This window comes from Natronorubrum daqingense (assembly GCF_001971705.1).
Classification (GTDB): domain Archaea; phylum Halobacteriota; class Halobacteria; order Halobacteriales; family Natrialbaceae; genus Natronorubrum; species Natronorubrum daqingense.
The window spans coordinates 1-26,672 of the sequence record NZ_CP019327.1 but is presented as its reverse complement, the minus strand read 5'-3'; the positions used below and the strand labels follow the sequence as shown (position 1 = coordinate 26,672).

At 62.6% G+C, this 26,672-nt stretch carries 24 protein-coding genes; 13 read left to right on the top strand and 11 right to left on the bottom strand.

The genetic code is table 11. The features are described from left to right. Window positions 1–33: 33 nt before the first annotated feature. Window positions 34–945, bottom strand: coding sequence for a pyridoxal 5'-phosphate synthase lyase subunit PdxS (pdxS, locus tag BB347_RS00120; RefSeq protein ID WP_076580210.1), 912 nt, complete (start codon window positions 943–945; stop codon window positions 34–36). Between the two features lie 154 nt (window positions 946–1,099). Between pdxS and BB347_RS00115 the strand changes: the two genes are divergently transcribed. From BB347_RS00115 to BB347_RS00090, 6 genes are all read left to right on the top strand, one after another. Beyond that, window positions 1,100–1,828: a DUF1405 domain-containing protein gene (locus BB347_RS00115; RefSeq protein ID WP_076579696.1), complete on the top strand. Its 729-nt coding sequence runs from the start codon at window positions 1,100–1,102 to the stop codon at window positions 1,826–1,828. Between the two features lie 205 nt (window positions 1,829–2,033). Continuing rightward, a complete protein-coding gene (locus BB347_RS00110; RefSeq protein ID WP_076579698.1) occupies window positions 2,034–2,984 on the top strand; it encodes an ABC transporter ATP-binding protein in 951 nt (316 codons plus the stop codon). After that, window positions 2,981–3,763, top strand: a complete 783-nt coding sequence (locus tag BB347_RS00105) for an ABC transporter permease subunit (protein ID WP_076579700.1) — start codon at window positions 2,981–2,983, stop codon at window positions 3,761–3,763. The genes BB347_RS00110 and BB347_RS00105 overlap by 4 nt, the downstream gene beginning before the upstream one ends. 45 nt (window positions 3,764–3,808) lie before the next feature. Then, window positions 3,809–4,591: an ABC transporter permease gene (locus BB347_RS00100; protein WP_076579702.1), complete on the top strand. Its 783-nt coding sequence runs from the start codon at window positions 3,809–3,811 to the stop codon at window positions 4,589–4,591. Window positions 4,592–4,681: 90 nt separating this feature from the next. Then, window positions 4,682–5,710: a hypothetical protein gene (locus tag BB347_RS00095; RefSeq protein ID WP_076579704.1), complete on the top strand. Its 1,029-nt coding sequence runs from the start codon at window positions 4,682–4,684 to the stop codon at window positions 5,708–5,710. A gap of 163 nt (window positions 5,711–5,873) precedes the next feature. Continuing rightward, complete coding sequence (locus BB347_RS00090; RefSeq protein ID WP_139326967.1) at window positions 5,874–6,251, top strand: hypothetical protein; 378 nt, start codon at window positions 5,874–5,876, stop codon at window positions 6,249–6,251. A gap of 193 nt (window positions 6,252–6,444) precedes the next feature. Here BB347_RS00090 and BB347_RS00085 read toward each other — a convergent pair whose 3' ends face one another. From BB347_RS00085 to BB347_RS00075, 3 genes are all read right to left on the bottom strand, one after another. Beyond that, on the bottom strand, window positions 6,445–7,449 hold the full coding sequence (locus tag BB347_RS00085) for an immunoglobulin-like domain-containing protein (RefSeq protein ID WP_076579708.1): 1,005 nt from the start codon (window positions 7,447–7,449) through the stop codon (window positions 6,445–6,447). 59 nt (window positions 7,450–7,508) lie between these two features. Next, window positions 7,509–10,316: a valine--tRNA ligase gene (locus BB347_RS00080; protein WP_139326968.1), complete on the bottom strand. Its 2,808-nt coding sequence runs from the start codon at window positions 10,314–10,316 to the stop codon at window positions 7,509–7,511. A 158-nt stretch (window positions 10,317–10,474) separates the two neighbouring features. After that, complete coding sequence (locus BB347_RS00075; RefSeq protein WP_076579712.1) at window positions 10,475–11,146, bottom strand: hypothetical protein; 672 nt, start codon at window positions 11,144–11,146, stop codon at window positions 10,475–10,477. 154 nt (window positions 11,147–11,300) lie between these two features. On the opposite strand from BB347_RS00075, the gene BB347_RS00070 reads away from it, so the two are divergent. Then, window positions 11,301–14,000, top strand: a complete 2,700-nt coding sequence (locus tag BB347_RS00070; RefSeq protein ID WP_076580212.1) for an efflux RND transporter permease subunit — start codon at window positions 11,301–11,303, stop codon at window positions 13,998–14,000. 18 nt (window positions 14,001–14,018) lie between these two features. On the opposite strand, the gene BB347_RS00065 is transcribed toward BB347_RS00070, so the two are convergent. Next, entirely contained in the window at window positions 14,019–14,921 is a 903-nt protein-coding gene (locus tag BB347_RS00065; RefSeq protein ID WP_076579714.1) for an HFX_2341 family transcriptional regulator, read from the bottom strand. A 122-nt stretch (window positions 14,922–15,043) separates the two neighbouring features. On the opposite strand from BB347_RS00065, the gene BB347_RS00060 reads away from it, so the two are divergent. Continuing rightward, window positions 15,044–15,421: a hypothetical protein gene (locus tag BB347_RS00060; protein WP_076579716.1), complete on the top strand. Its 378-nt coding sequence runs from the start codon at window positions 15,044–15,046 to the stop codon at window positions 15,419–15,421. A gap of 62 nt (window positions 15,422–15,483) precedes the next feature. After that, entirely contained in the window at window positions 15,484–16,155 is a 672-nt protein-coding gene (locus BB347_RS00055; protein ID WP_139326969.1) for a hypothetical protein, read from the top strand. A 35-nt stretch (window positions 16,156–16,190) separates the two neighbouring features. On the opposite strand, the gene BB347_RS00050 is transcribed toward BB347_RS00055, so the two are convergent. The 4 genes from BB347_RS00050 to BB347_RS00035 form a co-directional block, all read right to left on the bottom strand. Then, window positions 16,191–16,799 carry a hypothetical protein gene (locus BB347_RS00050; protein WP_076579720.1) on the bottom strand — a complete coding sequence of 203 codons (609 nt, stop codon included), beginning with the start codon at window positions 16,797–16,799 and terminating at the stop codon, window positions 16,191–16,193. A 124-nt stretch (window positions 16,800–16,923) separates the two neighbouring features. Continuing rightward, complete coding sequence (locus BB347_RS00045) at window positions 16,924–17,391, bottom strand: Tfx family DNA-binding protein (RefSeq protein WP_257787626.1); 468 nt, start codon at window positions 17,389–17,391, stop codon at window positions 16,924–16,926. Window positions 17,392–17,499: 108 nt separating this feature from the next. Next, a complete protein-coding gene (locus tag BB347_RS00040; protein WP_076579722.1) occupies window positions 17,500–18,498 on the bottom strand; it encodes an MBL fold metallo-hydrolase in 999 nt (332 codons plus the stop codon). A gap of 158 nt (window positions 18,499–18,656) precedes the next feature. Beyond that, complete coding sequence (locus tag BB347_RS00035; protein WP_076579723.1) at window positions 18,657–19,133, bottom strand: TRAM domain-containing protein; 477 nt, start codon at window positions 19,131–19,133, stop codon at window positions 18,657–18,659. Between the two features lie 221 nt (window positions 19,134–19,354). On the opposite strand from BB347_RS00035, the gene BB347_RS00030 reads away from it, so the two are divergent. The 4 genes from BB347_RS00030 (at window position 19,355) to BB347_RS00015 (ending at window position 23,424) form a co-directional block, all read left to right on the top strand. Beyond that, the gene (locus tag BB347_RS00030) at window positions 19,355–20,143 is read left to right on the top strand and encodes an electron transfer flavoprotein subunit beta/FixA family protein (RefSeq protein ID WP_076580216.1); all 789 of its coding nucleotides are present in this window, start codon (window positions 19,355–19,357) and stop codon (window positions 20,141–20,143) included. Continuing rightward, entirely contained in the window at window positions 20,140–21,096 is a 957-nt protein-coding gene (locus BB347_RS00025) for an electron transfer flavoprotein subunit alpha/FixB family protein (protein WP_076579725.1), read from the top strand. Before BB347_RS00030 ends, BB347_RS00025 begins: the two co-directional genes overlap by 4 nt. Before the next feature lie 198 nt (window positions 21,097–21,294). After that, a complete protein-coding gene (locus tag BB347_RS00020; RefSeq protein WP_076580218.1) occupies window positions 21,295–22,497 on the top strand; it encodes an MFS transporter in 1,203 nt (400 codons plus the stop codon). A gap of 84 nt (window positions 22,498–22,581) precedes the next feature. Beyond that, window positions 22,582–23,424, top strand: coding sequence for a polyprenyl synthetase family protein (locus tag BB347_RS00015; protein ID WP_076579727.1), 843 nt, complete (start codon window positions 22,582–22,584; stop codon window positions 23,422–23,424). Between the two features lie 41 nt (window positions 23,425–23,465). On the opposite strand, the gene BB347_RS00010 is transcribed toward BB347_RS00015, so the two are convergent. Together BB347_RS00010 and BB347_RS00005 are read right to left on the bottom strand one after the other, a co-directional pair. After that, window positions 23,466–24,596 carry a DUF373 family protein gene (locus BB347_RS00010; RefSeq protein WP_076580220.1) on the bottom strand — a complete coding sequence of 377 codons (1,131 nt, stop codon included), beginning with the start codon at window positions 24,594–24,596 and terminating at the stop codon, window positions 23,466–23,468. A 124-nt stretch (window positions 24,597–24,720) separates the two neighbouring features. Then, window positions 24,721–26,604 (bottom strand): PAS domain S-box protein, encoded by a 1,884-nt coding sequence (locus BB347_RS00005; protein WP_076579729.1) that lies wholly within the window; start codon window positions 26,602–26,604, stop codon window positions 24,721–24,723. Window positions 26,605–26,672 lie beyond the last annotated feature (68 nt).

The following is a 26,672-nucleotide window of genomic DNA, read 5'->3' as shown; positions in this document are numbered from 1 at the left end:
AGTACGAGGCGGACAGAGAGTGTGGAATCGGTGTTAGACGCCGCGACCTTGCAGTTTCTCCTCCTCGGGGAGGTCGACGTTCGCGTCGCCTTTCATGCCCTTGCCGAGGTTCTTCGAAATGTCTGCGAGGGCGTCGGCGTCGTCCCAGTTGTTCACGGCTTCGACGATGGCCTCGCCCATCACGGGCGGGTTCTCTGCGCCGAAGATCCCGCTGCCGACGAAGATGCCGTCGCACTCGTGGTGCATCATGAGCGCGGCGTCGGCGGGCGTCGCGATGCCGCCTGCAGCGAAGTTGACGACGGGGAGACGCCCCATCTCTGCGGTCTCGTGGACTAACTCGGCTGGGGCTTCGATCTCTCGAGCGTAGGCTTCGCGCTCTTCGTGGGTCATGCCCTCGAGTTCGCGGATGGCTCCCTTGATCGTGCGCTGGTGGTGGACGGCCTGATTGACGTCGCCGGTGCCGGCTTCGCCCTTCGTTCGGATCATCGCCGCGCCCTCGTTGATCCGGCGCAGGGCTTCGCCGAGGTTGCGTGCGCCACAGACGAACGGCGCCGTGAAGTCGCGTTTGTCGATGTGGTAGGCGTCGTCGGCGGGCGTCAGCACCTCACTCTCGTCGATCATGTCGACGCCGACGGACTCGAGAATCTGGGCTTCTTTCGTGTGGCCGATCCGGGCCTTCCCCATCACCGGAATGGAGACTTCTTCGACGATCTCCGCGACGTCAGCGGGATCTGCCATCCGGGCAACCCCGCCGCGTTTGCGGATATCTGCGGGGACGGCCTCGAGGGCCATTACGGCAACCGCGCCGGCGTCCTCGGCGATCCGCGCCTGTTCGGGGTTGACGACGTCCATGATGACGCCGCCTTTTTGCATCTGTGCGAATCCGCGCTTGATCAGGTCGGTCCCGCGTCGCAGTTCCTCGAGATCGGTTTCGGTTCCAGTCATGGCCGGTGGTTCGAACCCACCGCACTTACACATGTCCGTTCGAATCGGGATCAGTTCGCGTGGTAACAGGTCACTCGGGTTGAGAATCGACGCTCGAGACGGGTCGGACAACCGCTACTGTTTTGCGAGTGACGACCATCACGTCAGGTGAACGATGTTCGAGACGAGTCGGTTACCCGAGCGCGATCCGCTGCCGAGGTATCTCGCCCCCGTGCCGAAACTGCTCGAGGATCTCGGCCTCCGGTTCGCGTGGCTCGTCGTCGCGATCAACCTCGTCGGGACGGCCTTTGGCTTCTGGTACTACTCCGGACAGTTCGCGGAGACGGCGACGGTGATGTGGCCCTGGGTGCCCGACAGCCCGATGGCGACGCTGTTGATCGCCCTCGCCATCGCCGCCTGGAAACTCGGGCACGAACTGCCGTGGCTGACCGCGCTCGCGTTCTTCGGAAACGTCATCCTCGGGCTCTGGACGCCCTACACCTTGCTCGTCTTCTCCGACTCCTACGCCTACCTTCACCCGCTGATGTTCCAGTTTCTCTTCTGGAGTCACCTCGCGATGGTCGTCCAGGCGTTCGTCCTCCACCGAATTACCGACTTTCCCGTCTGGGGCGTCGCCGTCGCACTCGCTTGGTACGCGAGCAACCTGATCGTCGACTACTTCATCCCCGTCGTCGGCGACCCCCACCACACGACGATTCCCGTGGAGCGAGAGACGGCCATGTTTCTCGAGGCGGACGCCCTCGGCGTCATCGCCGCCGGCGAGGTGACGTTCACCCTGCTCGCGCTCTTTCTCGCGCTCGCGACTCGAGTGAAGAAGTGCGAGCGAGCCGAAGTCGGTCGGACCGGCGGTGAAACTGCTGGAACTGACCCCGGGGGCGGGTGAACTCGTCCTCGTCCTCCCGTCTGGCCCAGTAACGAACGAGCGACCGTTTCGAGCGTTAAGACTGCGTAATCGACTCCACGAAACAGCCACCTCGAGACGACTGTCTGCTCGAAGGGGGACGCGATTTATACCGACTCGAGGTGTCGACACCCCTGTGTGACGCGTCCGCTCGACGCCGCAGTGTCCCACCGAACCGTGATGAGCCATGCGCACTGAGACTGAGACCGATAGCAATGTCGTCGACGCCGATTCGACTCCCGAAAATACGGTTATCAGCCTCGAGGGACTCACCAAACGCTACGGCGACGTCACCGCGAACGATCAGGTAACCTTCGAGGTCGGGGCCGGCGAGATATTCGGCTATCTGGGCCCAAACGGCGCGGGGAAGACGACGACTATTCGACTACTGCTCGGACTCATCTCTCCGACGGCGGGAACGGCGACGGTTCTCGGTGCGGATATTCGGGATCGGCGGGCGCTCACCGACGTGAAGCGAAACGTCGGCTATCTCCCGGACACCCTCGGGTTCGAGGAACGACTGACGGGGAAGCAGGTCCTCGACTACTTCGCCCGGATGCGCGGGGACGACCGCCGGGAGGAACTCTTAGAGTTGTTTCGGCCGCCACTCGAGAAGCCGGTCGAAACCTACTCGCACGGAAATCGACGCATGCTCGGCATCGTGCAGGCGTTTATGCACGATCCGGACCTGGTTATCATGGACGAGCCAACATCCGGGTTGGACCCGCTCAAACAGGACCGAATGCACCTGTTTCTCGAGGACGAACGCGACGCCGGGACGACCATCTTCTTCTCCTCGCACGTCCTGAGCGAGGTCCAGCGCGTCTGCGACCGCGTCGGTATCATCCGCGATGGGGAGGTGGTTGCACTCGAGGAGATCGACGATTTGCTCCGAAGGGGCGGAAAAGACGTTCGAGTCCAGCTTGGGGAACCGGTGGAGGCGGAGCGCTTTACTACGCCGGAGATGATCGACGTAGACGTCGTCGACAGGACGGTTCGGTTCACCTACACCGGCGAATCCGCCGCGTTGCTCGAGCACCTCGTCCAATTCGACATCGAAGACGTCGACATCGGCGATCCGCAACTGGACGATATCTTCAAGCACTACTACGGCGCGGGATCCGAGGAAACGGGATGACGGCCATCCTTCGTAACGAGTCGGGACGGCTCGTCCGCGGAACGCTCACCCTGACCGGCTTGCTCGTCGTGCTCTCGGCGTTCTTCCTCGTCGTCTTCCCGAGTATCCAGGAGGAGGCCGAACTGTTCGAGGAGATCTATCCGGAGTACGTGCTCGAGTTACTGGGTATCGAGGAGTTGCACACGATCGAGGGCTTTCTGGGCGGCTACATCTTTCCGTTCGTCTGGGTCCTCCTCGCCGGCATCTACTTCGCGTACGTCGCCGCGGGAATGATCTCGCGGGACATCCGCACGCGTCGGATGGATCTCACGCTCTCGACGCCGGTCTCTCGTGAGTCGGTCGTCCTCCAGAAAGTCGCCGCACTGTGGGTCCCCCTGGTCGCGCTAAACGGCGGGCTACTGGCCGCCCTCCTCGTCGGGGCGAGGGTGCTCGAGGAGTCGCTCGATCCCGTCGCGCTCGTGATGGCGCTCGCGCTCGGTATTCCGTACCTGTTAGTCTGTGCCGGGATCGGTATCGTACTCTCCGTGATCTTCGATCGAGTCGAGAGTGCGCAAGCCACTGCATTCGGGCTGGTGTTCGTCCTCTGGCTGATCGACGGTCTGTCCCACATGAACCCGGATTTCGAGTGGGTTGGCGAATTGACTCCGAGTCGATACTACGACCCAACGGCGATTCTCGTCCACGAAGAGTACGCGTTTCTCGACGCCGGGATCTTACTGGCGGCGTTTCTCGTCTTGCTCGGCGGTGCTATCGCCGTCTTCGTCCGGAGGGATATCTGAGATGCAACTCGAACATCGCGCGCTCGGCTCACAGGAGGTCTCCCCATGACTGCCATCCTCCGCGTCGAGTCCAGAAAGCGGGTTCGGAGTTCGCTCGTCCTCGTCGCCGTCTTCGCCGTGCTGTCGGCGTTTTACTTCTCGATGTTTCCCGGCATTCAAGCGGAGATGGACGTGCTCGAGGAGGCGTTCCCGGGGTTCATGTTCGACATGTTCGGAATCGAAGAACTCCACACGATCGAGGGGTTCATCGCCGCCGAGATTTACTCCTTTTTCTGGTCGCTCCTCGTCGCCATTTACTTCGCGTACGTCGGCGCTGGCTTGATCGTGAGTGACCTTCGAGCCCGGAAGATGGACCTCACGCTCTCGAATCCGATCTCCCGAGAGTCGGTCGTCCTCCAGAAGGTTGCCGCCTTATGGGTGCCCTTGGTCGCGTTGAACGTCGGAGTCCCGGTCATCGTCTTCCTCGGCGCGTTGCTCATCGGCGAGACGTTCGACCCCGTCGCGCTCGCGATGGTGCACCTGCTCTCGGTGCCGTACCTGCTGGTCTGTGCCGGGATCGGACTCGTGTTGTCGGTGCTCCTCGACCACGTGCGGACCGCCAGAGCGGCGTCGTTGGGTCTGGTCTTCGTCCTGTGGCTTGTCGACGGTATCTCGAGGGTGGATCCGGACTACGAGTGGATCGGTACCGTCACGCCCAGTCGGTACTACGACGAGACGGAGATACTCGTTCACGAGGAGTACGCGTTTCTCGACGCCGGGATCTTACTGGCGGCGTTTCTCGCCCTGCTCGCCGTCGCCATCGTCGTCTTTACGCGCCGAGACATCTGATCCGACCGTCGTTTCGCAGTCGGTCCGACACGCAACCGGTGACGAACGCAGGGACGGGCTATATCGATGTAAACGGCGTACTGTCCACACATGACACCGAAGCGACGGGACGTGCTCGAGTTCGCGGCTGCGACGGCGACGGCGACGGCGGCAACCGTCGGGACCACAGGGTCCCTCACGGTCGCCACACAGGAGGGTGGCGAGGAGCTACCCGCGTACACCGAGTGGCTCGCGCTCGAGGACGGCGCACTCGAGTTCGCCTCCCTGGATTGGGCGACGATCGACGACTACGTCGGTGACGAACTCGCGGAGGCTGAGCCGGACGACGAGGTCCCAGCGGAGTACGAAGCCGACCCGATGATCGCGCCCGTTTCGGAAGGGGCACTTTCGACGTACTTCTTCGTCGGGCTCGATCTCGGCCAGTACCGACTCGGCGGGATTCTCGACGACGACGACGCGTTCGACTCGAGCGTTTCGGACCTGGTGCAAACACCCGAGACGTTCGTCGTGATCGGTTCAATCGAGCCCGCGGAAATCGACGAGCGTCTCACCGCCGACCCGGAGGCCGAATTCATCAGGCAACTCGAGCGGACGGACGAGATCAGCGGCTACGACGTGTACACACCGGTCGAGGGGAGTGTGGAGGCTGCGATCGCCGTCGGTAGCGACGCGTTCGTAGTCGCCGACGCTGGTGATCCGCTGGCCGCACTCGAGACGACCATCGACGCGTCGGAGGGAGACGGCGAGCGAGCGACGGACGAATCCGAGACGTTCGAGTGGACCGCCGCGAGCGCCGGTGGCGGCGACGCCGTCGTCGGTCAGGTCGGAGGAGGTGCCCAAACGGACGGAAACGGCGCGTTCGTCGATTTTTCGTTCGAGGGACTCGAGGACGCCGAGAGCATCGTTTCGTCGCTCACCGTCGAGGGCGAAGGGACGTCCACCGGCAACTTTGCAGCGATTATCGACGACCCGGACGAAGCGACGCTCGAGGAAACACTCGGCACCACCGGAGCGAACCGGTCCGTCGATATCGACGGCGATCGAGTAACCGCGACGGCGACGTGGGAAGAAGAAGGCGTGGCGGTCAATCGAGTCCGGTCTCGTCCCGTCTCTAATTAACGTGGTGAGGGCGTCATAGAACGCTTTCCACGGTGTTGATTTTATCCGTTCCTACTGTGAACACGCCGATAAGTAGTTCTGCGCACTGAGCGAGAACGGGACAGAACAAAGAGCGGTTTTAGTTTAATAAAAACATTTACCATTCTACCGGAAAGGCTAGGATATGAATCGTCGAAAGTTCCTTGCCGGGAGCGGCTGTGCCACATCATTGGTTCTTGCAGGCTGTCTCGGAAACAATGACGATGACGACAGTCGTGTTACCCGTGTCGTTGCCCGTCCGTACGATACTGCGCCGCCTGAGTCGGAGACGACGAGCGTTGAAGACCCGGAAATTGGCGGCCCTATAGAGTCAGTTGTCGTCGAAGCGATTGAGACAAACAATACTGCGACACAGCGACTCGACGACGAAGAAGAACGAGAAGAGACAATCAATCAAATTGAAGAGCTACCACGGTACGAAGGCGACGACGAGTTTGAATCCGCCGCTTACGTAACTCGGAACGACGACGCAGCCGCTGTGTTCTACGAACAGGACGATTAACGGTTACCGACTCTTGTAGTCATCCCAACAGTGTGATCAGAACAATGAAAGAAACTCTCGTAATCTCACTAATTGCCTATCTTGTAGTGATACCTGTATCACCTGTACTTATCGCTTCCCGAGATCACCAGAGCAAGGTATGCTAACTGTTCTATGACACCCTCAACGTGGTCCCAATCGACGCTGTAGCCAGTCACTCCTCGAGTTCCCGCGTCGAAATCCGATAGTACTCTCCCTGAAACTCGTAGCGGCCGTCCGATTGCGCGCCGAATATCGGCCGCGTCGCGTCGTACTCCTCGAGTCGAACGTCGTCGGCGTCGTTCTCGATCGAGAGCGCGATCACGTCCCGAAGCCGGGGCTGTCGGAACAGTTGTTCGGTGATCACCGACTCCGGTCTCTCGTCTCCTCCGTCGCCCGTCCCCACCTCGGATTCGGAGACGCGCTCGAGGTCGAACGCACCCAGTCGGTGGTTGTCGTCGTCCGGGTCGCCCCGCGTCGAGTGAGCGACGAGGACGTCGTCCTCCCACTCGGTGTCCGAAATCGCGTCCGAGGGCGTCAACTCGAGGCGATCGCCCTCGAAGTCGAACGTGCTCGCGAACGCGAACGACTCCTCGTGTGAGTCGCCGTCGAACCAGCCGCGAGCGCGGAACGCGTACGTTCCGGCTCCGACGGCCGAGAGCGTCAGCTCTTCAGTCCCGCCACTTCCGACTGGTAATTCTCCGTCGTCGTCCCCCGATTGATCGACGGTCACGGTCCAGGTGTGGCTCTCGCCCGGTTCGATCGACATCAGGGGATCGTTGTGCTCCATCGGGGCGACGCGGTACCACTCGTCGTCGACGTACTTGTCTATCCGCCAGTTGTAGAAGTTGGTCTGTAGACGCTCGTCGGAGCCGTTCTCGAGCGTAAACGCGATCGAGCCACCGTCCTCGACGCACCGATCGTCGGGCTCGAGAACGGTTTCGGCATCGTCGACGTCGTCGTAGCAAACGACTCGGTCAACGTTGTCGCCGTAGGTCGGACAGGAGTCGGGTTCGGTGTCCCCGGGCGGACTCGAGGACGTCGGTGCGCCGTCCGATCCGGGGTCGTCTGATTCGGGGTCGTCGGACGATCCGCTACTTGGTTCCATTCCCTCGATACAGCCCGCGAGGGCACCGATACTGGCCGCAGCGAGCAGTCTCCGGCGAGTCGGAGCAGACATACGCGAACATTATTGCGGACCAATAAATAGGCTCGCCAAGGTAAAACCGCGATCGGAACTTACTCGACGACGACGACCGCTGACTCGGTCTCGATCATCTCACCCTCGCCCGAGTAGGTTCGCTCGAGGGAGACCTCGAACAGGTCGCTCTCGAGTTCCTCGCCAGCAACGCGCAGGACGTCCTCGCTCTCGTCGATCTCGTACTCGCCGCTCTCGATCCCGGCGTCGATGTCTCCAACTTTCGAGCCGAACTTCGGCCCGAGCGTCGAGTAATCGAGGTCGATCGAGGCGACTTCGGTCGTCACTTCGGGTTCGTCCTCGAGCAGCGTCAACTCCTGGACGTGCATCACGTTCTGGATGGCGTCCTCGAAGCCCTCGACGGGGCCGTAGACCGACACCGACTCGAGGTCGGCGTTGAGCGGCAACTGCTTCTCGCTCTTGTACCGACGAAGCGCGGAGATGACTTCCGTCGCCGTCTCGCCAGCCTCGAGGTCTGCCTCGTAGCCCTGTGGACGCGGCCACTCGCGGGTGTGGATGCTGTTTGCCTCCAGTTCGTCGGAATCGTCGCTATAGACGGCCTGCCAGATCTCCTCGGTGACGTGGGGCAAGAACGGCGCCCACAGCTCGAGGAAGGTTCGGTGTGCGGTTCGCAGCGCGTACTGCGTCGAGGGGTTGTCTTCGCGGCCTTTCGCGATCTCTAAGTAATCGTCACAGAACGTGTTCCAGAAGAAGGTTCTGAGTCGGTCGCGAGCCTTCGCGAACTCGTACTCCTCGAGTTGGGCCGTGAGCTCCTCGATTGCGTCGTCGAGTTCGGCGAGTAGCCAGCGGTCGATCGCCTCGAGTTCCGGGGGTTCGTCGGGGTCGGCGGGCGCGAGGGTGTCGACGAGTTTCGAGGCGTTCCAGAGCTTTCGCAGGAGCTTCTCCCCCGCACGGAGGTCCTTCTCCTGATAGGGAAAGTCGTCGCCGACGGCGGCGCTGGCCGCCCAGAATCGGACGGCGTCGACGGGGTACTCCGAGAGCACGTCGTTCGGATCGACGACGTTGCCCCGCGATTTGGACATCTTCTCGCGGTTTTCGTCGAGCACGTGGCCGTTGATCAGCGTCGCGTCGAAGGGCACCTCGCCCGTGTGCTCGTAGCACTTGACGATGGTGTGGAACAGCCAGAAAGAGATGATGTCGTGGCCCTGTGGCCGGAGATCGAAGGGATAGAGCTCCGGGTTTGCCATCGTGAATTCGCCGTCGCCGCCGTCGGCGTCGGGGTCCCAGTCCCAGCCGGCGTTGATGAGCGGCGTCAGCGAGGAGGTCGCCCACGTGTCGAAGACGTCCTCTTCGGGCTCGAATTCGTCGTGACCACACTCCGGACAGGCGTCGACTGGCGCGTCGTCGCTCAGGGGATCGACGGGCAGATCCTCCTTTTCCGCCATAATCTCGTGGTCGCACTCCCCACAGTACCAGACCGGGAACGGGATTCCCGAGTCGCGCTGGCGAGAGATGAGCCAGTCCCACTCGAGGCCCTCGATCCAGTGTTTGTACCGGGTGAACATCTTCTCGGGGTACCACTCCATCTCCCGGCCGGCCTCGAGGTACTCCTCTTTGTGATCCAGAATCTCGACGTACCACTGCTTGGAGACGCGGTACTCGACGGGCGTCTCACAGCGCTCGTGGACGCCGACGGCGTGGGTGATCTCCCAGCGGTCGCGGAGAGAGCCGTCCTCGTCTAAGTCCTCGACGATGGCCTCGCGGGCCTCCTCGGTGGACATGCCCTCGTAGTCGCCGGCGAGGTCGGTCATCGTCGCGGATTCGTCGATCGCTACTCGGAGGGGGAGGTCGTGTGCTTGGTACCACTCGATGTCGTTTTGGTCGCCGAAGGTACAGCACATTACGACGCCGCTACCTTTCTCCATGTCGACGCGCTCGTCCGCGATGATCGGCACTTCGTGGCCGAAGATCGGGATTCGCGCCGTTTCGCCGACGAGGTCCTGATTCGCCTCGTCGTCGGGGTGGACGAAGACGGAGACGCAGGCCGGGATGAGTTCGGGCCGCGTCGTCGAGATGACGAACTCCTCGCGGTCGGCGCCGTCGGATGCCAATTCGAACGCGATATCGTTGAAGTGCGAGTGGCGCTCGTCGTCTTCGGTCTCGACCTGCGAGATCGCGGTCTCGCACTCGGGACACCAGATCGCGGGGGCTTTCTTGCGGTACTCGCGGCCCTTCTCGTGGAGATCGAGGAACGAAAGCTGTGAGATGCGCTGGACGCGGGGCTCGATGGTCTTGTACGTGTGCGACCAGTCGATCGAGGTCCCGAGGCTCTGCATCTGCTCCGTGAACTCGGCTTCGTACTCCGCACAGACCTCGCGACAGAGTTCCTGAAACTCGCGGCGTTCGTAGTCCTGGTGGCGGATCTCGAGTTCGGTCTCGGTCAGACGCTCGCTCGCGATGCCGTTGTCGTCGTATCCGAACGGAAAGAGCACGCTTCCGTCGTGCATCCGTTGGAACCGGGCGGCGAAGTCCTGCAGCGTCGAGCCGTAGAGGTGGCCCATGTGCAGGCTGCCCGAAACCGTCGGCGGCGGCGTGTCGATCGCGTACGTCGTGTTCGGGTCCTGTCCCGGATCGCCGTCGTAGGCGTAGACCGCTTCGTCGAGCCACCGGTTCTGCCAGCGGTTCTCGACTGCTTCGGGGTCGTAGCCGCCCTCGAGCGTCGGCTCTTCGTCCTCGAGGGGAGACTCGTCGTCGGCTCGGTCGGGCGCGTCCGCACTCATGCTCTCACCGCCCGCGAAGGGCGTCGTCGATGCGTCGTCTCGGTGTGGCAGGCGTGTTCGTTCATCGGAGATACCGGTCGTTGTTCGGTGAATGCTGGTCGGCAACAATACATCCGTCGAAACGGGGGAGGGAAGATGGGGCCTACGGCGGCCCTACGAACACGCCGTTAGGACGGCCCGCAACTGCAGCGGCTGCGACGTATTCGGTCATACCTACTCGTTGCCCCGGGAGCGGTGTTAGGTGTTTCGTCCCCGCGTCGCCGAGTTCAATCCGTCTGTAGATCGTCAGTCGTCCCATCGTCGGACTCGAGGACGATAACCGCCTGCGAGTCGGTCACGCGCTGCAAGTCGCCCTCGAGGTACGACGCTAATCGCTCGAGAAACCCGTCCGTTCGGTCCTCGTCGGTCGCCGTAGTGAGGGCGATTCGGTCGTAGACCGTCGGATCGTGCTCGCCCTGCATGACCAGCGTGAATAGTTCGCGCGGCGTGACCGGATCGCCGGCCTCGAGTCGCGAGACGACGCCGGAGAGCGAGGACTCGACGGTCGTCTCGACGTCGAAGGTCACGTCCACCGAGACGGTTTCGTCGCCTCGAGTCGCCGCGAGGTACTCCTCTGCACTCCTGACTGCGGGCTCGAGGACCGCGTCGAAGTCCTGGCCCGTCTCCTCGAGTCCCAGATAAGTGAAGGCGACCATCGCGCGAACGGCCTCGATTACCGCCTCGTCGGACGCCGGTTCCTCGAACACCTGCCGGCGGTCCTTCTCGGACAGCGTGTGCAAGAACAGATCGAAGTCGAGCATCCCCGCACGAATCCGTCGTCTGATCCGTGCCTCCGCGTTTCGCTTCGACTGGTCGTGGCTCATTTCCCGTTCGCCGAGTAAGTACGCGCGATCCGCGGGGCTGAGGACGCCGCGTTCGCGGTCGATTTCCGTGTTCATAATCGGGTTTCGATTATACGACACCGAATTCGATCCCAACGGCTATCACTCGCCCGGTTCGAGAATCGCCAATGCATTCTCAGGCGAGTTTCGGGGGAGACGAGACGCTGGTGACGGAGCGAGAGGAGACGATGGCGAAAACGGGAGGCGAACCGTGAGCGGCGGTCTCGCGCCACGGTACGCGAACGCGCTCGTTTCCCACAGCCGACTCGTCGTCGTCCTCGTCTTGCTCCTGACGGCCGTCGTCGCCGCCGGCGCAGCGATCGGCGAGAGCGAGGACGGCGAGATCGGCGACTTCGAGACGGACTCCGAAGAGACCGAGGCACTCGAGGAAATCGAGGCGACCTACGAGACGGACGACGCCGTCGTCACCCAGATCGTCGTTCGCGACGAGGGCGGCGACGTCCTCACGCGCGATTCACTCCTCGATGGCCTCGAGTTACAACAGGACGTCCGCGACGACGAGGAGCTGAACGAAACGCTCGACGAGCAAGGGTTCGTCGGCCTCGAGAATCTCGTCGCGACGGGAGCCGTCTTCGAGGACCGAGCCGAGGAGGCGAACGGCGCGCCCGATACCAGTCAGCCGACCCTCGAGGAACAGATCGACGCGCTCGATTCTCGCTCTGATGCGGACGTCGAGGACTTGCTCGCCGACGTGCTCGACCCCGACGAGGCTGGAGACGACGAGGGAGACGCGCAGGGGCCCGAACAGGGTGGCGAAGGCGACGATCCCTACGAGTTCCTTCCTACCGGCTACGAACCGGGCGAGACCGAATCTGAGTCGCGACTCGTTCTCCTCTTTCAGGACGACGAGGCGGGGCCGGACGACGAATCCGACACCGTCGCCGACGCGCAGGTCGAGATCGACGGCCTCGTCGACGAGCGCTTCGACGACGCGTTCGTCTTCGGCGACGGCGTCACCGACGAAGCGTCCTCGAGCGCCGTCGGCGACAGCTTCGCAATCATCACGCCCGTCGCGATCGTGCTCGTCCTCGGCGTCCTCGCGATTACCTACCGCGACGTCGTCGACGTGCTCATCGGGCTGTTTGGCATCGGTGTCGTCATGGCCTGGCTCGCCGGGATCATGGGCTGGCTCGAGATCCCCTCGAGTCAACTGCTGATCGCCGTCCCCTTCCTGCTCATCGGGCTGAGCATCGACTACGCGTTGCACGTCGTCATGCGCTATCGTGAGGCGAGAGCGGGGATGCTCGAGGATGGTGGAGACGACTCGAGAACGGGGATGCGCGTGGGTCTCGCGGGTGTCGTCCTCGCGCTCGCCGCCGCAACGGTGTCGACCAGCGTCGGCTTCCTCTCGAACGTCGTGAGTCCGCTGCCGGCCATTCAGGACTTCGCAATCTTGAGTGCGGGTGGGATCCTCGCCACGTTCGTCGCCTTCGCGATTCTCGTGCCGGCGCTAAAAGTCGAGGTCGACGGCGTGCTCGAGGGTCGATTCGATCGAAACCGCGCGAAGCGCCCGTTCGGATCGAGTTCGGGGGCCGGAAACCGGATTCTCTCCCGGGTTGCCGCGGTGCCCCGACGGGTTCCGCTCGGAATCGTGTTCGTCGCGTTCCTCCTCGCGACGGGTGGTGCCTACGGGGCGACGACGATCGACACGGAGTTCAACGAGGCGGATTTCCTCCCCGAGGACGCTCCGGAGTGGGCGAAGGCCATGCCGGGACCGCTCGCACCCGATACGTACACGATCAGCGACGACGCCGCCTACCTCGGCGACAACTTCGCCGACCGCGGCGAGGGCGGGCAGACACAGATACTGGTGACCGAGAACGTCACCGATCCGGCGGCACTGACGGCGATGGCCGATGCCACCACTACCGACGATGGCGTGTTGAGCGGCGACAGTACCGAAGCCGACGACGGAACCATCGTCCTCCGGCCTGACGGCGAAGCCGCAATCGACGGCCCACCGTCGGTGATCGACGAAATCGCAAGTGACAACGAAACCGTCGCGAGCGAACTCGAGGAACGCGATACGACCGGCGACGGGCTCCCAAACGAGGACGTCGCTGGCTTCTACGACGTGTTGTTCGACGCCGACGCCGACCGAGCGGCGGACGTGCTCCACCGGGTCGACGGGGACGGTGGCGACGTCGACGGCGGGGACGGCGACGGTGGAAACAACGTCGACGACGGGGAGAGTGGCGGCGACACCGAGTACGAATCCGCGCGGCTCCTCGTGAACGTACAGGGCGACGCCTCCGCACAGGACGTCGACGACGACACGCGTGACGTGGCTGACGAAATCGAGGATACCGCACCCGTCTCGGCCGTCGCGACGGGCGGACCGGTGACGACGGCTGTCGTGCAGGACGCGCTCCTCGAGACGCTCGTGCAGGCGTTCGCGGTGACGCTGGTCGTCATCCTCGTCTTCCTGACGGGGCTCTACTGGTATCGCCACCGTGCCCCTTCCCTCGGTGCGGTGACGATCGCACCGGTCGTCGCCGCATTGGCGTGGCTGCTCGGAACGATGGCGCTGCTCGACGTGCCGTTCAACAGCGAAACGGCGGTCATCACGAGTCTCGCGATCGGATTGGGCGTCGACTACAGCATCCACGTCAGCGAGCGCTTCGTCGCGGAACGAGACGAACGGGAGTCACTCGAGGCCGCGCTCACCGCGACGATTACGGGAACCGGCGGGGCGTTACTCGGCAGCGCGGCGACGACGGCGGCCGGGTTCGGGGTCCTCGCGTTGGCGCTCTCCCCGCCGTTGCAACGCTTCGGGCTGGTGACGGGACTGAGCATCGTCTTCGCCTTCATCGCCTGCCTGACCGTCCTGCCGTGTTTGCTCGTGCTCCGCGAGCGAGTTCACGAGCGACTCGGTCGGTATCGGAACTAACCTGGGTCGTCACCGAGGTCAACTCGAGTCGTCACCGGAGTGGGCGCGAACCCACAGTTCGCCGATGCGAGAGAGTCTGGTGCGGTAGGATTTGCCGCGTTCTTCGCGTTCGATGTAGCCTTTGCCGCCCGGCCCGAGTCGATCGACGTTGTAGATGACCTTCGAACGGAAGCTGTCGGTGTACTCCTCGTTGAGTTCGCGAGCTAAGGCCTCGGCGAGTTCAGAGACAGAGTCAAACTCGCCGTCCTCGCCGAGTTTGTAGAGGATGAGTTCCTCGAACGGCTTGACGTTCGAAAACGAGGCGACGGGCAACTCGACGATGTGGCGGCCGTCGATTTCCTTGGCACCGATCGTCGTCCCGCGTTCGTCGAACTCCGAGAGAAGGTCGCGAGCGCTCTCGAGACGGGAGTCGATCCGGTCGCCGTCGACCGACTCCGACTCAGCGTCGAAGTCCTCGAGCAGGGTGATCTGCTCGCGAAGCTCTTCGGCGAGTTCGGTCTCGAGGTACTTCTCGGGGGCCGTATAGTAGGTGTGGATGCCTTCGCGATCCTCTTGTCGTTCGACCATCAGCGAGTGAGCGGCGTTCGCGAACGCGAAACTGACGGTTCGGGGCATCGCGGCGACGTTAACCCAGACCTCGTTCCCGCGGTCGAGTTCCGCCGTGATCAGGTCGTAGGCCTGCTCGAACGCCGCGTCGTAGTCGTAGACGTCTTCCAGGACGAACCGGTCCGTACTCGCGCCGAGGAGGTTCCGAAAGTCCGTCTCGAGTTTCTCCGAGAGGTGCCGGGAGTACTCGACGTTGGCCTCGCTGCCGACGGCTCCCTCGAGTAAAATGACGCTGTCGACGTCGATCTGATCGCGCACGAGGGGCGCGATCAGCCGGTCGTAGTCGAAGCCGACCGGAACGATGTGGGTTTGCATGAACGTTAGTTTGGGCGTTGGACTTCTAATAGTATTGATCATCTCGTAGTGACAGTCGCCGATTCGGAAGGTTATCTCGAATATCGTATACTTTTATAACAGCAGAAGGAATAGTGACCAATATGAGTACAGAGCGACTGGACGAGTTAGTGATTCCCCAGGAGCCTGTCGATCCGGAACGACTCAGTCGTATCCTCTCGCCGTATCTCCGTCTCAGCAGTGACGGCCAGTTCCGTTATCAGACGTCCTTCGCCGACCTTTCGCCGCCAGAGAAAGTATTGGTCGTTCTGTTGGGAGAGTTGGCACAGAGTTCACTCGGATTGTCGACCGACGATCGTCTGAATCCAGTGGAGATTGCACGGAAAGCCGAACTCGAACTCGGCGCGGCATATCCCTCCTTACGATCGCTCGAGCAAGATGGAGTGGTCACGAACGAAGCAGGGCAATATCGCGTCGACCCATCTGAATTCGAACGCGTTGTCAAGCGAATCAATTCGTAGACGACCCAGCCGCTATCAACCAATTATTTTAAATATTTAGGTAGATTATTTGACCAAAACCCTTGCAAACAGAAGAATCGTTATCCCACTTCAATCTCTACGATATCCTTGCTAGTTTTCTTCCTGGAGCATTTCTATTGCTCAGTCTCCTCATCCCGTACAGCGGAGCAGAAATTATCTTGACCGAAGTGACCGTCGGTGGCTCAATCGTCTTCATCGTGTTCGCGTACACGCTCGGGTTGATGACGCAAGCATTGGGTGGAACTATTCACTCGAGCGAAGACGACTTCATCGAACGAATGCGAAGAGTTACTGAAGGCACCAAAGATGGCGAGGCGTCAGACGTAAAACCGACAGACATTCAGTTTGTCGAGTCTGTCCGGGCGGAATTCGACCTCGACGCGAGCTACAACGACTGGGAAAGCATCTACCGACTCGTTCTCGCGAAACTCGAGACGACGTCTCGAAGCCGTTCCATCCGTCTTCAGGCACTCTTTCTCGCTATGCGTGGATTCACAGTCTGTGGAATCGTCCTGATAATGGCGTATACTGCACTGCTCGTGTTGATATCGTTCGATCTTGCTGAGGCTGCAGCATCGACCGGGACGTTGCTCGTATTGCTCCCATTAGCGATAGTGTTAACATTCCTCTCGTGGTCACGAGGTGCTGAGTTCAGCGAGGACGTAATCAGTTACATGATTTTGGAGTACACACTGGAACGAAACAACACGTGATTTCGTCAACGGAAGGCTGCCGCATCGACAAACGTTCACGGATCCACGGTGCGAATCAACTTTGCGATCGTCTCACGGTCACGACCCGGAGCGATTTCGAGTTTCTGTTCGGGTTTACTCGAGCCCGCGTCGTGCTCGTTCGCCTCGAGCGGCACGATGCCACCGGCCATCCCGAACGTCTCCTCGAGTGGCCAGACGGCGACGTGGGCCTCGACGCCGAGGGTGGTCGATCGGTCGTCACCGTCGAGGGGAACCGGGTAGCCGGCATCGAGCACGTACCAGGCACCGGCAGCGCCGTTCGTCGCCTCGAACTCGAGAGTGTTTCGCGTCTCCTCGACGACCAGCCCCTCGTCCTCGAGCGTCTCGACGAACTGTGATTTCGCCTTCGGTGCCGCTTTCGAAAAGACCGACTCCGGCGAGACGCCGACGGCTGAAAGCGACGGCGAAATCGAGAGATCGACCGTGAAGAGCGAGCGAGGCGGAATGTCGAGTAACTCGAGCGACTCGATTCCGTCCGCAGGTTCAGTTGGTCCGTAGACAGTCGTTTCGGCGTGAATCGACGCGACGAGCACGCTCGATTCGCCGGTCTTCGTTCCGATCGGGTGCCACGACTCGGCGAGCGCTGCTGGCAGGTCAGTCCCCATCGTCGCCAGCTACGCGACGGTCGCGTTTTGCTCTGGCGGTCCTTTTCGAGCGAGTCGAACGGTCGCCGGACGTTCGCCGAACGGCTGCCAAACGGCCGTTAAACGACCTGAATCGACCGAAAAACTACTCCTGTCGTCGGACACGGACTGTTCCGTCAGCCGTGACGCCGACGAGCAACGAGGCTGCCACTTCCCGGCCCGAGACTGCCGAGCCCGCGGCGTCGCTGACCACCTTCATCAGATCCGGGGCGGTGTGGCCGACCTTGACGCCCTGGTCGTCACACGCATCGTAGACGAGCTGTGGTACGTCGTACAGATCGGTTCCCTCGGGGACGCTAACGCGAACTGGTGCGCGCAGCGCCTCCGCGAATTCGACCGTCTCGTGGGCCTTCTCGAGGTTCTCGCGAGCGCTCGACTCGATCGAGGAGACGTTCGCCCGAGAGGTCCCGAGGGCGTCCGCGATGTCGGCCTGTGATTCGTCGCGTTCGCGTAACGCGAGCACCTGCGCCTGTCGTTCGGTCAGCACGCTCGTCTCGGCGTCGAACCCGATGTCGTCGAGTAGCGCCGCTACCTCGTCGATCACGGCGACCACCACGGCCGCTCGAGTTGCCGACGACTCTCGAGTCCGAATTCGCGTCCGCTCATACGATACAGTTAGCCGGTAGCAAGGTCAAAGCTTCCCCGATTCACTCGCCGGGAGTCAGTACGCCAGTTCCCAGCGCTCGTCCTCGCTGTCGGCGAGTTCGTCGGCGACGCCATCCGCCAGCCGATACTCGTCGCCTTCCCGGACGACGGTGCCGGCTCGCTCCAAGTGCTCGAGGTGGGCGTGGGACTCGCCCGGTCCGTGGAGAATGTGGATGCTCTCGAGTTCGCCGAAGAGGTCGTCGCTGACGGTCCAGGTGTCGCAAGGGCCCTTTCGATCGAGCGCGTCGAGAACTCGCCAGGCGCGCTCCTCGTGGTGGTCGATGATGTACTGGGCCCGTCCCGCCGGGTCGTCGATCGGATCGCGGTGGCCCGGCCACGCGCGGTCGTACTCCGCGTCGACGATGCCCTGTAGGGCCCGGAGGTACTTCTCGAGCGGATTGTCGACGCGAACGTCAGCACCCCCGACGTTCGGCGTGTAGACGGGCAATAGCGCGTCGCCCGAGACGACCTCGCGGCGGCCGTCGACCGTCGTCTCGAACATCGACAGCCCCGCGGCGTGTCCGGAGGCGTGGACGACCTCGAGGTCGTGTTCGTACCCCTCGAGGGCGAAGCGGTCGCCGTCTTCGAACGTCGTCACGGTCGGCGCGTCGTTCGATTCGTCGCCGGAGACCATCCGCTCGAGGAGGACCTCCTGTTTGGCCTCGGGCATCCCCCACTGGTCGAAGTACCGCTTTTGGAGGTCGTGCAGCTCCTGCCACGCACCTTCGTCGCCCTCGATGAGCGATGCGTCGGCTTCGTGTGCGTACACCGCCGCGTCGCTCTCGGCCTGAATCTGCCCTGCGAGCCCGGTGTGATCGCCGTGCCAGTGCGTGAGAAAGATTCGATCGACGTTGGCAAACGAGAGTCCTCGGTCGGCGAACGCGGCCTCGAGTTGCTCGCGCGTCGTCTCCATCCAGTCGCCCGTATCGATTAGCACGACTTCCTCACCGTCCGCTAACAGGTAGGCGTTGTTGTCGCCTTCGAACGCCGAATTCGAGAGTGAAATTCGATCCATGGGACCATATCACATGAGCGGTGGGAAAACTGTTGTGACAACGGCCACCAACGCGGGGCAGTTTGCCACGATAGCGTGTCGAACGAATCAGTCGGTAAATCCGAACGTGTCGGGAAAAGCGCGTCGCTCGAAGACTGTCCACAGTATCGAGAGCGGCCTTACGATCCCCAGAAGTTCTCGCGACTACCGAGTCGCTCACGGTCGGTCGCCCTCGACACGGCGTCCTCGGATTCGTCCTCCTCACCGTCGGCAGCGGCGCCTTCGCCGTCGTCGCCGTCACCGTCGGCCGACTCCTCGCCGTCCATCGGGAGCAACTCGAGTTCCTCCGCACGGGCGTGGTTGCTGTGGACTCGCGTGATCTCGACGCGAGCGCGGGCTTCCGGCAGAACTCCGTCGACCATGACGATGAAGCCGTCGTCGGTTCGACCGACGCCGGCCCCGCTTTCGTGCATATCGACGACGTCGATGACGACCTCCTGGCCCTGCTTGACGGGTTGGGTTTTGAGGTCGTCGATCGGCTGGCTGTAGTGTTGGCACCACTCCTTGCCACCTCGGTCGCCGTAGTGTTGACACCCCATACCCGAGATCCGCTCGGAGTAACTCGGACAGTCGTCGGCGAGTGGACAGTCTGCCATACAGCGTACTACCAGCGGTGGCGTTAAACCGTTTCCGTCTCGGAGATCGACCGACGCCCGCCTCGAGACGTGCTGGAAGGAAACGCTGGAAGACCTTTGTCTCACACCGTTCGTGAGTGTAATCCAACGAGTTTGCTTCAGTTACAATCGCTAAATGAACCGGAGCCATCCGAAGGAGCGTTTCGAAAAGATTTACGGTACGGACGTTGCATTGATCAATGATGAAAATCCTCGTTACGGTCAAAGAAGTCGCGACCGTCGAAGACGAGTTCGAGATCAAAGACACCGAGATTGCTGACCAGTACCTCGGTGCCGATCTCAACGAATGGGACGACTACGCCGTCGAAGAAGCCGTCCAGCTCCAAGAAGCTGGCATCGCTGACGAAGTCGTCACTGTCACGATCGGTCCCGAAGACAGCGAACAGACCATCCGGCAGGCGCTCGCGAAAGGTGCCGACCGCGCCGTCCGCATCTGGGACGACTCCCTCGAGGACGTCGACCTCCTCGATGTCAACGCGAAGACGGAGATTCTCAGCGCCGTCGTCGACGCAGAAGACCCCGACCTCGTGTTGACCGGCGTCCAAGCCGGCGACGACAGCTTCGGGGCAACCGGCGTCTCCCTCGCCGAAGAAATCGGCGCACAGTGGGGTGCCGTCGTCAACCATCTCGAGCACGACCTCGACGATGTCGCCTCCGTCCGACGCGAACTCGAGGGTGGCGTCGAGGAACTTACCGACATCGAGCTTCCGGCCGTCTTGACGATCCAGACGGGGATCAACGAGCCACGCTACGCCAGCCTGCGTGGCATCCGCCAGGCCCAGCGCAAGGAACTCGACGTCCAGAGCCTCGGCGACCTCGGACTCGACGAGAGCGCGACCGAATCCCAGCTTACCCTCACGGACATGTACGAACCGGAGAGCGAGAGCGACGTGACTGTCTGGGACGGCAGCGCCGACGAGACCGCCGGCGAGTTAGGTGAACTCCTTCGCGACAAGGGGGTGGCACCATGACGGACATTCTCGCCATCACCGACCACCGCCGCGGCGAACTCCGCGACGTCAGCTACGAGATTATCACCGCCGGCCGCGAACTCGCGAACGAGACCGGCGGCGACCTCCACCTCGCCGCAATCAGCGGCGCCGTCGACGACTTCGCCGAGAACCTCAACCGCGAGGGCGTCGACGCCATCCACACCGTGTCCCACGGTGAGGAGTTCAACCACGACGTCTACACGCAGGCCGTCACCCAACTCTACGACGACCTCGCCCCGCAGTACGTCCTCATCCCGAACAGCGTCAACGGCCTCGACTACGCCCCCGCCGTCGCCAACCAACTCGATCTTCCGATCGTGACCGACACGATCGGCCTCGAGACCGACGGCGACACGCTGATCGCCACCCGCGAGATGTACGGCGGCAAAGTCGAGACGACGAACGAACTCGAGGGCGAGTCGGTCGTCACGATCCGCAGCGCCGAGTGGCCCGTCGCCGAAGGAACCGGCGACGCCGCGATCGAAGCCGCCGACGTCGAGATCGACGAGAGCGCGATCGGCTCGACCGTCACCGGCTTCGAGGAAGTCGCCGGCGGCGACGTCGATATCAGCGAGGCCGAGGTGCTCGTCAGCGTCGGCCGGGGGATCGAAGAAGAAGATAACATCCCGATCATCGAGGAACTCGCCGAAGCGCTGGACGCGACGGTCTCCTCGTCGCGCCCGATCGTCGACAACGGCTGGCTGCCCAAAAACCGCCAGGTCGGTCAGTCCGGAAAGGTCGTCACGCCGGACGTCTACATCGCGATCGGTATTTCGGGTGCGGTCCAGCACGTCGCCGGGATGAAGGGCTCCGATACGATCGTCGCGATCAACACGGACCCGAACGCGCCGATTATGGACATCGCGGACTACGCGATCCACGACGACCTCTTCGACGTCGTGCCGGCACTGACCGAAGAGTTCGGCGGGTAATCGAGGCTACCGCGAGCGACCACAGGAGCGAGCGGCCTTTTTTGGTCGAGATTTCTTGCGTGAGCGTCCCAAGCGACCCGAGCGGAACGATCGGCTGAGCTTCCGACAAGAAGCTGGTGACTCGAGGACGTCGGCAGGACTGTCCGCTTCTCGAGAGGGTTTCTACCCGTCGGCCGTTTGGGCGACGTACTGGATCCGATGAGCTATCGAACGGCGGTTCGTCGAGAAATCCGTGGGTTGTGGGCGGGCGGCACCGGGAAAACGCTCCTGGCGATCGCTCTCGGGTGGGGCTTGCTCAACGGGACGCGGATGATCTACCCCGTTTTGTTGCCGTATTTCAGCGAAGATTTCGGGCTCACGCTGACGACCGCCGGATTGCTCGTCACGATCATCTGGCTCTGCTACGCCATCGGTCAGGTGCCGGGTGGAATTCTCGCGGATCGCTACGGCGAGCGCCGGATTCTGACGATCAGCGTCTCGGTCGTAATCGTGGGTCTCGGACTCGTGCTCCTCGCCCCGACGGCGACGGTGTTGTTTCTAGCGACGGGATTCGTCGGATTCGGGCTCTCGCAGTATCCGATTGCGCGAATGACCGCCCTCTCCGATCTCTACCCGGATCGAATCGGAAGCGCACTAGGCGTAACGATGGCCGCCGGCGATATCGGACAGACCGTGTTGCCGCCGATTGCGAGCGTGCTCGCCGTCTGGGTTGCCTGGCAGGCCGGACTCGGATACGTCCTCCCGATATTGGGACTCGCCGCCGTCATTATCTGGCTGACGCTGCCGACGAGCGACTCGCCGACCGACTCGAGCGAGGACGATGCGGACACGGATTGGGGTGCCATCAGGGAAACCTTCCGCAATCCGACGATTCTCTTCACGGGTGTCGTAATGTTCGTCTTCCTCTTCGTCTGGCAGACGTTCTCGGCGTTCTATCCGACGTACTTGACCGTCGAGAAGGGGGTCTCGCCGACGGTCGCCGGCGGCCTGTTCGGGCTGTTTTTCGCCGTCGGCGTCGTGATCAAACCCCTGGCCGGGACGGCCTACGACAGGATCGGGATTCGCGCGTCGCTGCCGCTCGTACTCGGCGGCGCTGCGATCGGGTTCGCCCTGCTTCCCTCCGTCGAGGGATTCTGGCCGATCGTGGGCGTGACGGTCCTGATGAGCACGATGCTCGGTTCCGGTGCGATCACTCAGTCGTACCTCACCGAAACGATCCCACCCGAGGTCCAGGGCACCGGACTCGGCCTCATCCGCTCGAGCGCGTCGATGCTCGGCGCGACCGGCCCGGTCGTCTTCGGCTGGATCGCAGAACGGGGGTACTTCGACGAAGGGTATTTCCTTATGGCGGCGATTGTCGGGCTCATCACGCTCCTCACGCTTCGAATGCCCCAGGAGTGAGAGCCGACCTGCTCTAAGAGTGTCAGTATGCTCGATGGGTCCTGATCCGTCACCTACTTTTTACCCCCGTCCTAAGCGCTGGCAATGGAACGTCTGGAGCGTCGTCGGGCGCTGATCGAGGAGCGCCTCGTCGAGGTAGTCGACGGCCTCGAGCCGGACGCGCTACAGGAGGAAGTTCGCCACACGGCACTCTCAGGTGGGAAACGCGTCCGGCCGATGGTAACAGTGTTGGCCTGCGAAACGGTCGGCGGAACGACGACAGACGCAGTCGATTTCGGCGTCGGCATCGAACTCGTCCACAGTGCGTCGCTCGTCATCGACGACATCATCGATCGTTCCGAGTTGCGTCGCGGGACCACCAGCGCGTGGGCCGAGTTCGGCTACGGGCCGGCGATCGTCTCGAGTGACGGATTGCTCGGCGAGGCCTTCGCGCTCTTCTCTGCGGATCCGAACGCGATGCAGGTGGTCACCGAGGCGATGGTCGAACTCGGCGTCGGCGAAGCAACGGAGTTGGCAGCCGAACCCGAAAGCGAAGCGGAGTACATGACACTCGCCCGGCGGAAGACGGGGGCACTCTTTCGTGCCGCCGCCGAACTCGGCGCGATCGCCGCCGACTCGGATCCGGTTACCGTCGAAGCGCTCGGCGAGTACGCCGAACGGGTCGGCATCGCGTTTCAGATCCGAGACGACGTCCTCGACGCGATCGCGGACCCGGACGACCTCGGCAAGCCGACCGGCCACGACGCCGCCCTCGAGCGGCCGTCGGTCGTACAGGTGACCGACCTTACACCCGAGGAAGCGAACAGTCGGGCCAGACAGGAGTCGGATCGTGCCATCGAGGCCCTCGAGCGCGTCGAGGTGGTCGACCCGACGGCCAGAGAGTACCTCCTCGAACTGGCGCGGTTCGTCGTCGAACGCGAGCGGTAGCCCCAGAAACGACGAGGGCAGGCCGAGCGGAGCGGGCGATCTTACGCTCCGTCGAAATCCCGCGTCCCCTCCTCGACGTCTTGTTCTGGGTCGCTCGACTCCGAGAATCGGGACTCGAGGACGGCGAACGCGAGCGTACTCACGATACCGAGGAGCGTGCCGGCGGTCAACGCCATCGCGAGATAGCTCATCTCGACGACGTCGAGGAAGTACGCGCTAACGGCGTGCAAGACGAAGGCGATCGAAATGACGTAGAAGGGCGCGTTGAGGTAACGCCACTCGAAGCGGCCCGCGATGTACTCGTCGGTGATCTGTCCGAGACTGGTCGTGAGCGCTGCGGCGGCGAACCACTGAATCGAGCCGTAGACGAACGCCGCGAGCATGACCGGGGCACCCACTCGACCGGGCGTGGTTTCTTGAACGCCGTCTAAGGTATCGAGGCCGCTGACCGCACCGAGGACGAACAAGGCGGCAGCGACGACGTAGGCGAGCAACGTGGTGCGCCCGGCATAGAGCAGGCGGCGCGTTCGCTCGACGGTGTCGTCGAGTCGCTCTCCGAGTCCGAGCCCTCGAGAGATGAGGTACAGTCCGAGTAGCGCCGACGTCGTCCCGAGGACGAATCCGGGCATATCCAGCGCGGAACCGATCAGCGCGAGCGGGTAGATGAGTAACAGGATTCCGAGCGGGATCAATACCGTTCCGCGCGTCTCGGGGTCGTCGAGTACCTGCTTGATCGTGTAGTACATCGACTCGAGGTTCTGTGCCTGACGAACGACGACGCGGCGGACGCCGTCGATGGGAACCCGCGATCGGATGATAGGGATGACGGATTCGTCCTGTGCGCCGTCAGTGACGACGAGCGCGGTGACGTCCTCGGCAGTCGAGACGCTCGCGAGGACAGTATCGACCTCGTCGCCGACCTCGCGATTCGCTTTCACGTCGCCCTCGTCGTTGCCGGTGACGACGGCGACTTCGACGCTCTCGTCACGGTCGGAGAGGTCGTCGTAGATGTGCAATCCCTGGAAGATGACGTTGACGTCGGAGTCCTCCGGGTCTGCAGTCGCGAGTGCGACGGCTGCCTCCTCGACGGGGTCGCGGCCGATAACCGGGGTCGAAAACCCGGTTTTTCGCCCGAGGTCGTCGTCGAGGTCGACACAGAGGACCAACAGCATGTAATCGAACGTTCGCGTGCGGGGTATTTCCATCTTCTGGGAACGACAGAAAACGAACGTGTCTATGGTAACTGATTCCCAGCATTGACACTCGTGAGCCGTTTCGGTTCCTTCCGGCGGAGAGTTACTCCTCGAGTACCCTGACGCCGCTGATCTCGAATCGAGCGCCGCCGCTCCGACTCTCGCGGGCACTCGCCGTCCAGCCGTGAGCAGCGGCGATTCCGTCGACGATCGCCAGTCCGAGGCCCGTCCCGTCGCTCGTCGTCGTGTGGCCGAATTCGAAGAGTTTCTCGGGATCCGTCTCGAACCCGGTGCCGTCGTCAGCGACGTAAAACCCACTCGTCGAGCCGTCGTTCTCGAGCAAATCGACAGTCACGGTCACGTCCGTGCCGATGTGCCCCTCCTCCCGTCCAGATTCCAGGTCAGAGCCCGCACTCCCGTGTTCGACGGCGTTCCGAAACAAGTTCTCGAGGAGTGCACGGACGCGGCCTTCGTCGGCGCTGATCGTGGCGTCGACCGAACACGCGAGTGTGGCACCGGTGGTATCGACAGCGTTCCAGGACTGCTGAACGAGTCGCGGGAGGTCGACCGGCCCGAGTTCGCCGACGCGCTGTCCGTGGCGAGCGAGCGAGAGGAGTTCCTCGATCAGGTCGTCCATTCGGTCCAGCGAGTGGCGGATTTGCTCGACCGACCCCATCTTGGTGTCGGTCTCGACCGGACACTCGTCCGCGTGGAGTTCGAGGTTTCCCTGGGCGACGTTCAACGGATTTCGCAAGTCGTGGCTGACGACGCCGGCGAATTCCTCGAGTCGATCGTTCTGGTGCTCGAGTTCGCGTTCGTAGCGTCGGCGTTTGGTAATGTCACGGATCGCGTGAATCGTCCCGGCGAACGAGCCGTCCTCGAGCGGGAGGAGTTTCGTGTGCACGTCGTGAATCCGTTCTTCGCCGTCCGGTGCCTGGAAGCGAATGTGGTACTCCGCGCGCTGAAGGTCGGTCGACGATGAGAGCAACTCCCGAACCTGATCGTTGTACTTCTCGATGACGTGATCGTCGTAGTACCCTCGATCGACGAGTTCCGGAAACCGCATGCCGTGGAGTTCGTCCGCGTCCTCTGCGAACGCCTCGGCAAACTCGTCGTTGAACCACTCGATCGTCGCGTCGGGTCCGAGGATAAACAGCGAAATCGGCGCGAGTTCGACGACCTCCTCGTACTGCGTCAGCTCACGTTCTCGGCGTTTTCTCTCCGTAATATCCCGGATAACGGCGGTCGATCCGGTCATATTGCCGTCCTCGTCGGTTACCATCGCGAGGTTCGCTTCGCCGACCCAGCGGTTGTCGTCTCGACCGAGACTGACTTCGTATCGAGTGGACGTGCTATTCCCCTGTCGCAACTGTCGAACTGTCTTTGCACCACGCTCGAGTCCGTCTCGAGAGATGAGGTCAGAAATGTGGGTACCGACGACGGCCTCACGGTCGGTTTCCACCAGTCGACAAAACGCCTCGTTCGCGACCGTACAGATCCCGTTAGAATCAAGCACGTACATCGGATCGGTATTCGATTCCACGAGCGTCCGGTAGCGCTCGAGTTCGCGTTCACTCCGGCGCTGTGCGCGACTCGTTCGGTGTCGATCGACGGCATTTTCGATCCGATTCGTGAGAACCGTGTACTGGTCCATCCCCGACCCCTTCTGTAGGTAGTCCGTGACGCCGGCCGAAATCGCGTCGCTGGCGATCTCTTCTGACCCCTTCCCGGTGAACAGAATAAACGGGAGTTCGGGATCGCGATCGCGGACGGCGTCGAGTAACTCCAGGCCGTCCATACCCGGCATGTCGTAATCACTGACGACGCAATCGATCCGGTCACGCTCCGTGAGTCGGGAGAGTGCGTCGCGACCACAGCCTGCCGTGACGACGGTGAACTCCTCACCCGTTCGCTCGAGCGCCGTCGTCGTCAGTGCTCGGATGTCCGGGTCGTCGTCGACGCACAGTACGGATATCCCGGAAGTCATCTGTTAGCAATCGGTTGGGTGTCGACCTATAATAGTACACGGGCCGATTTAGCGGCACTTGGCCTCGA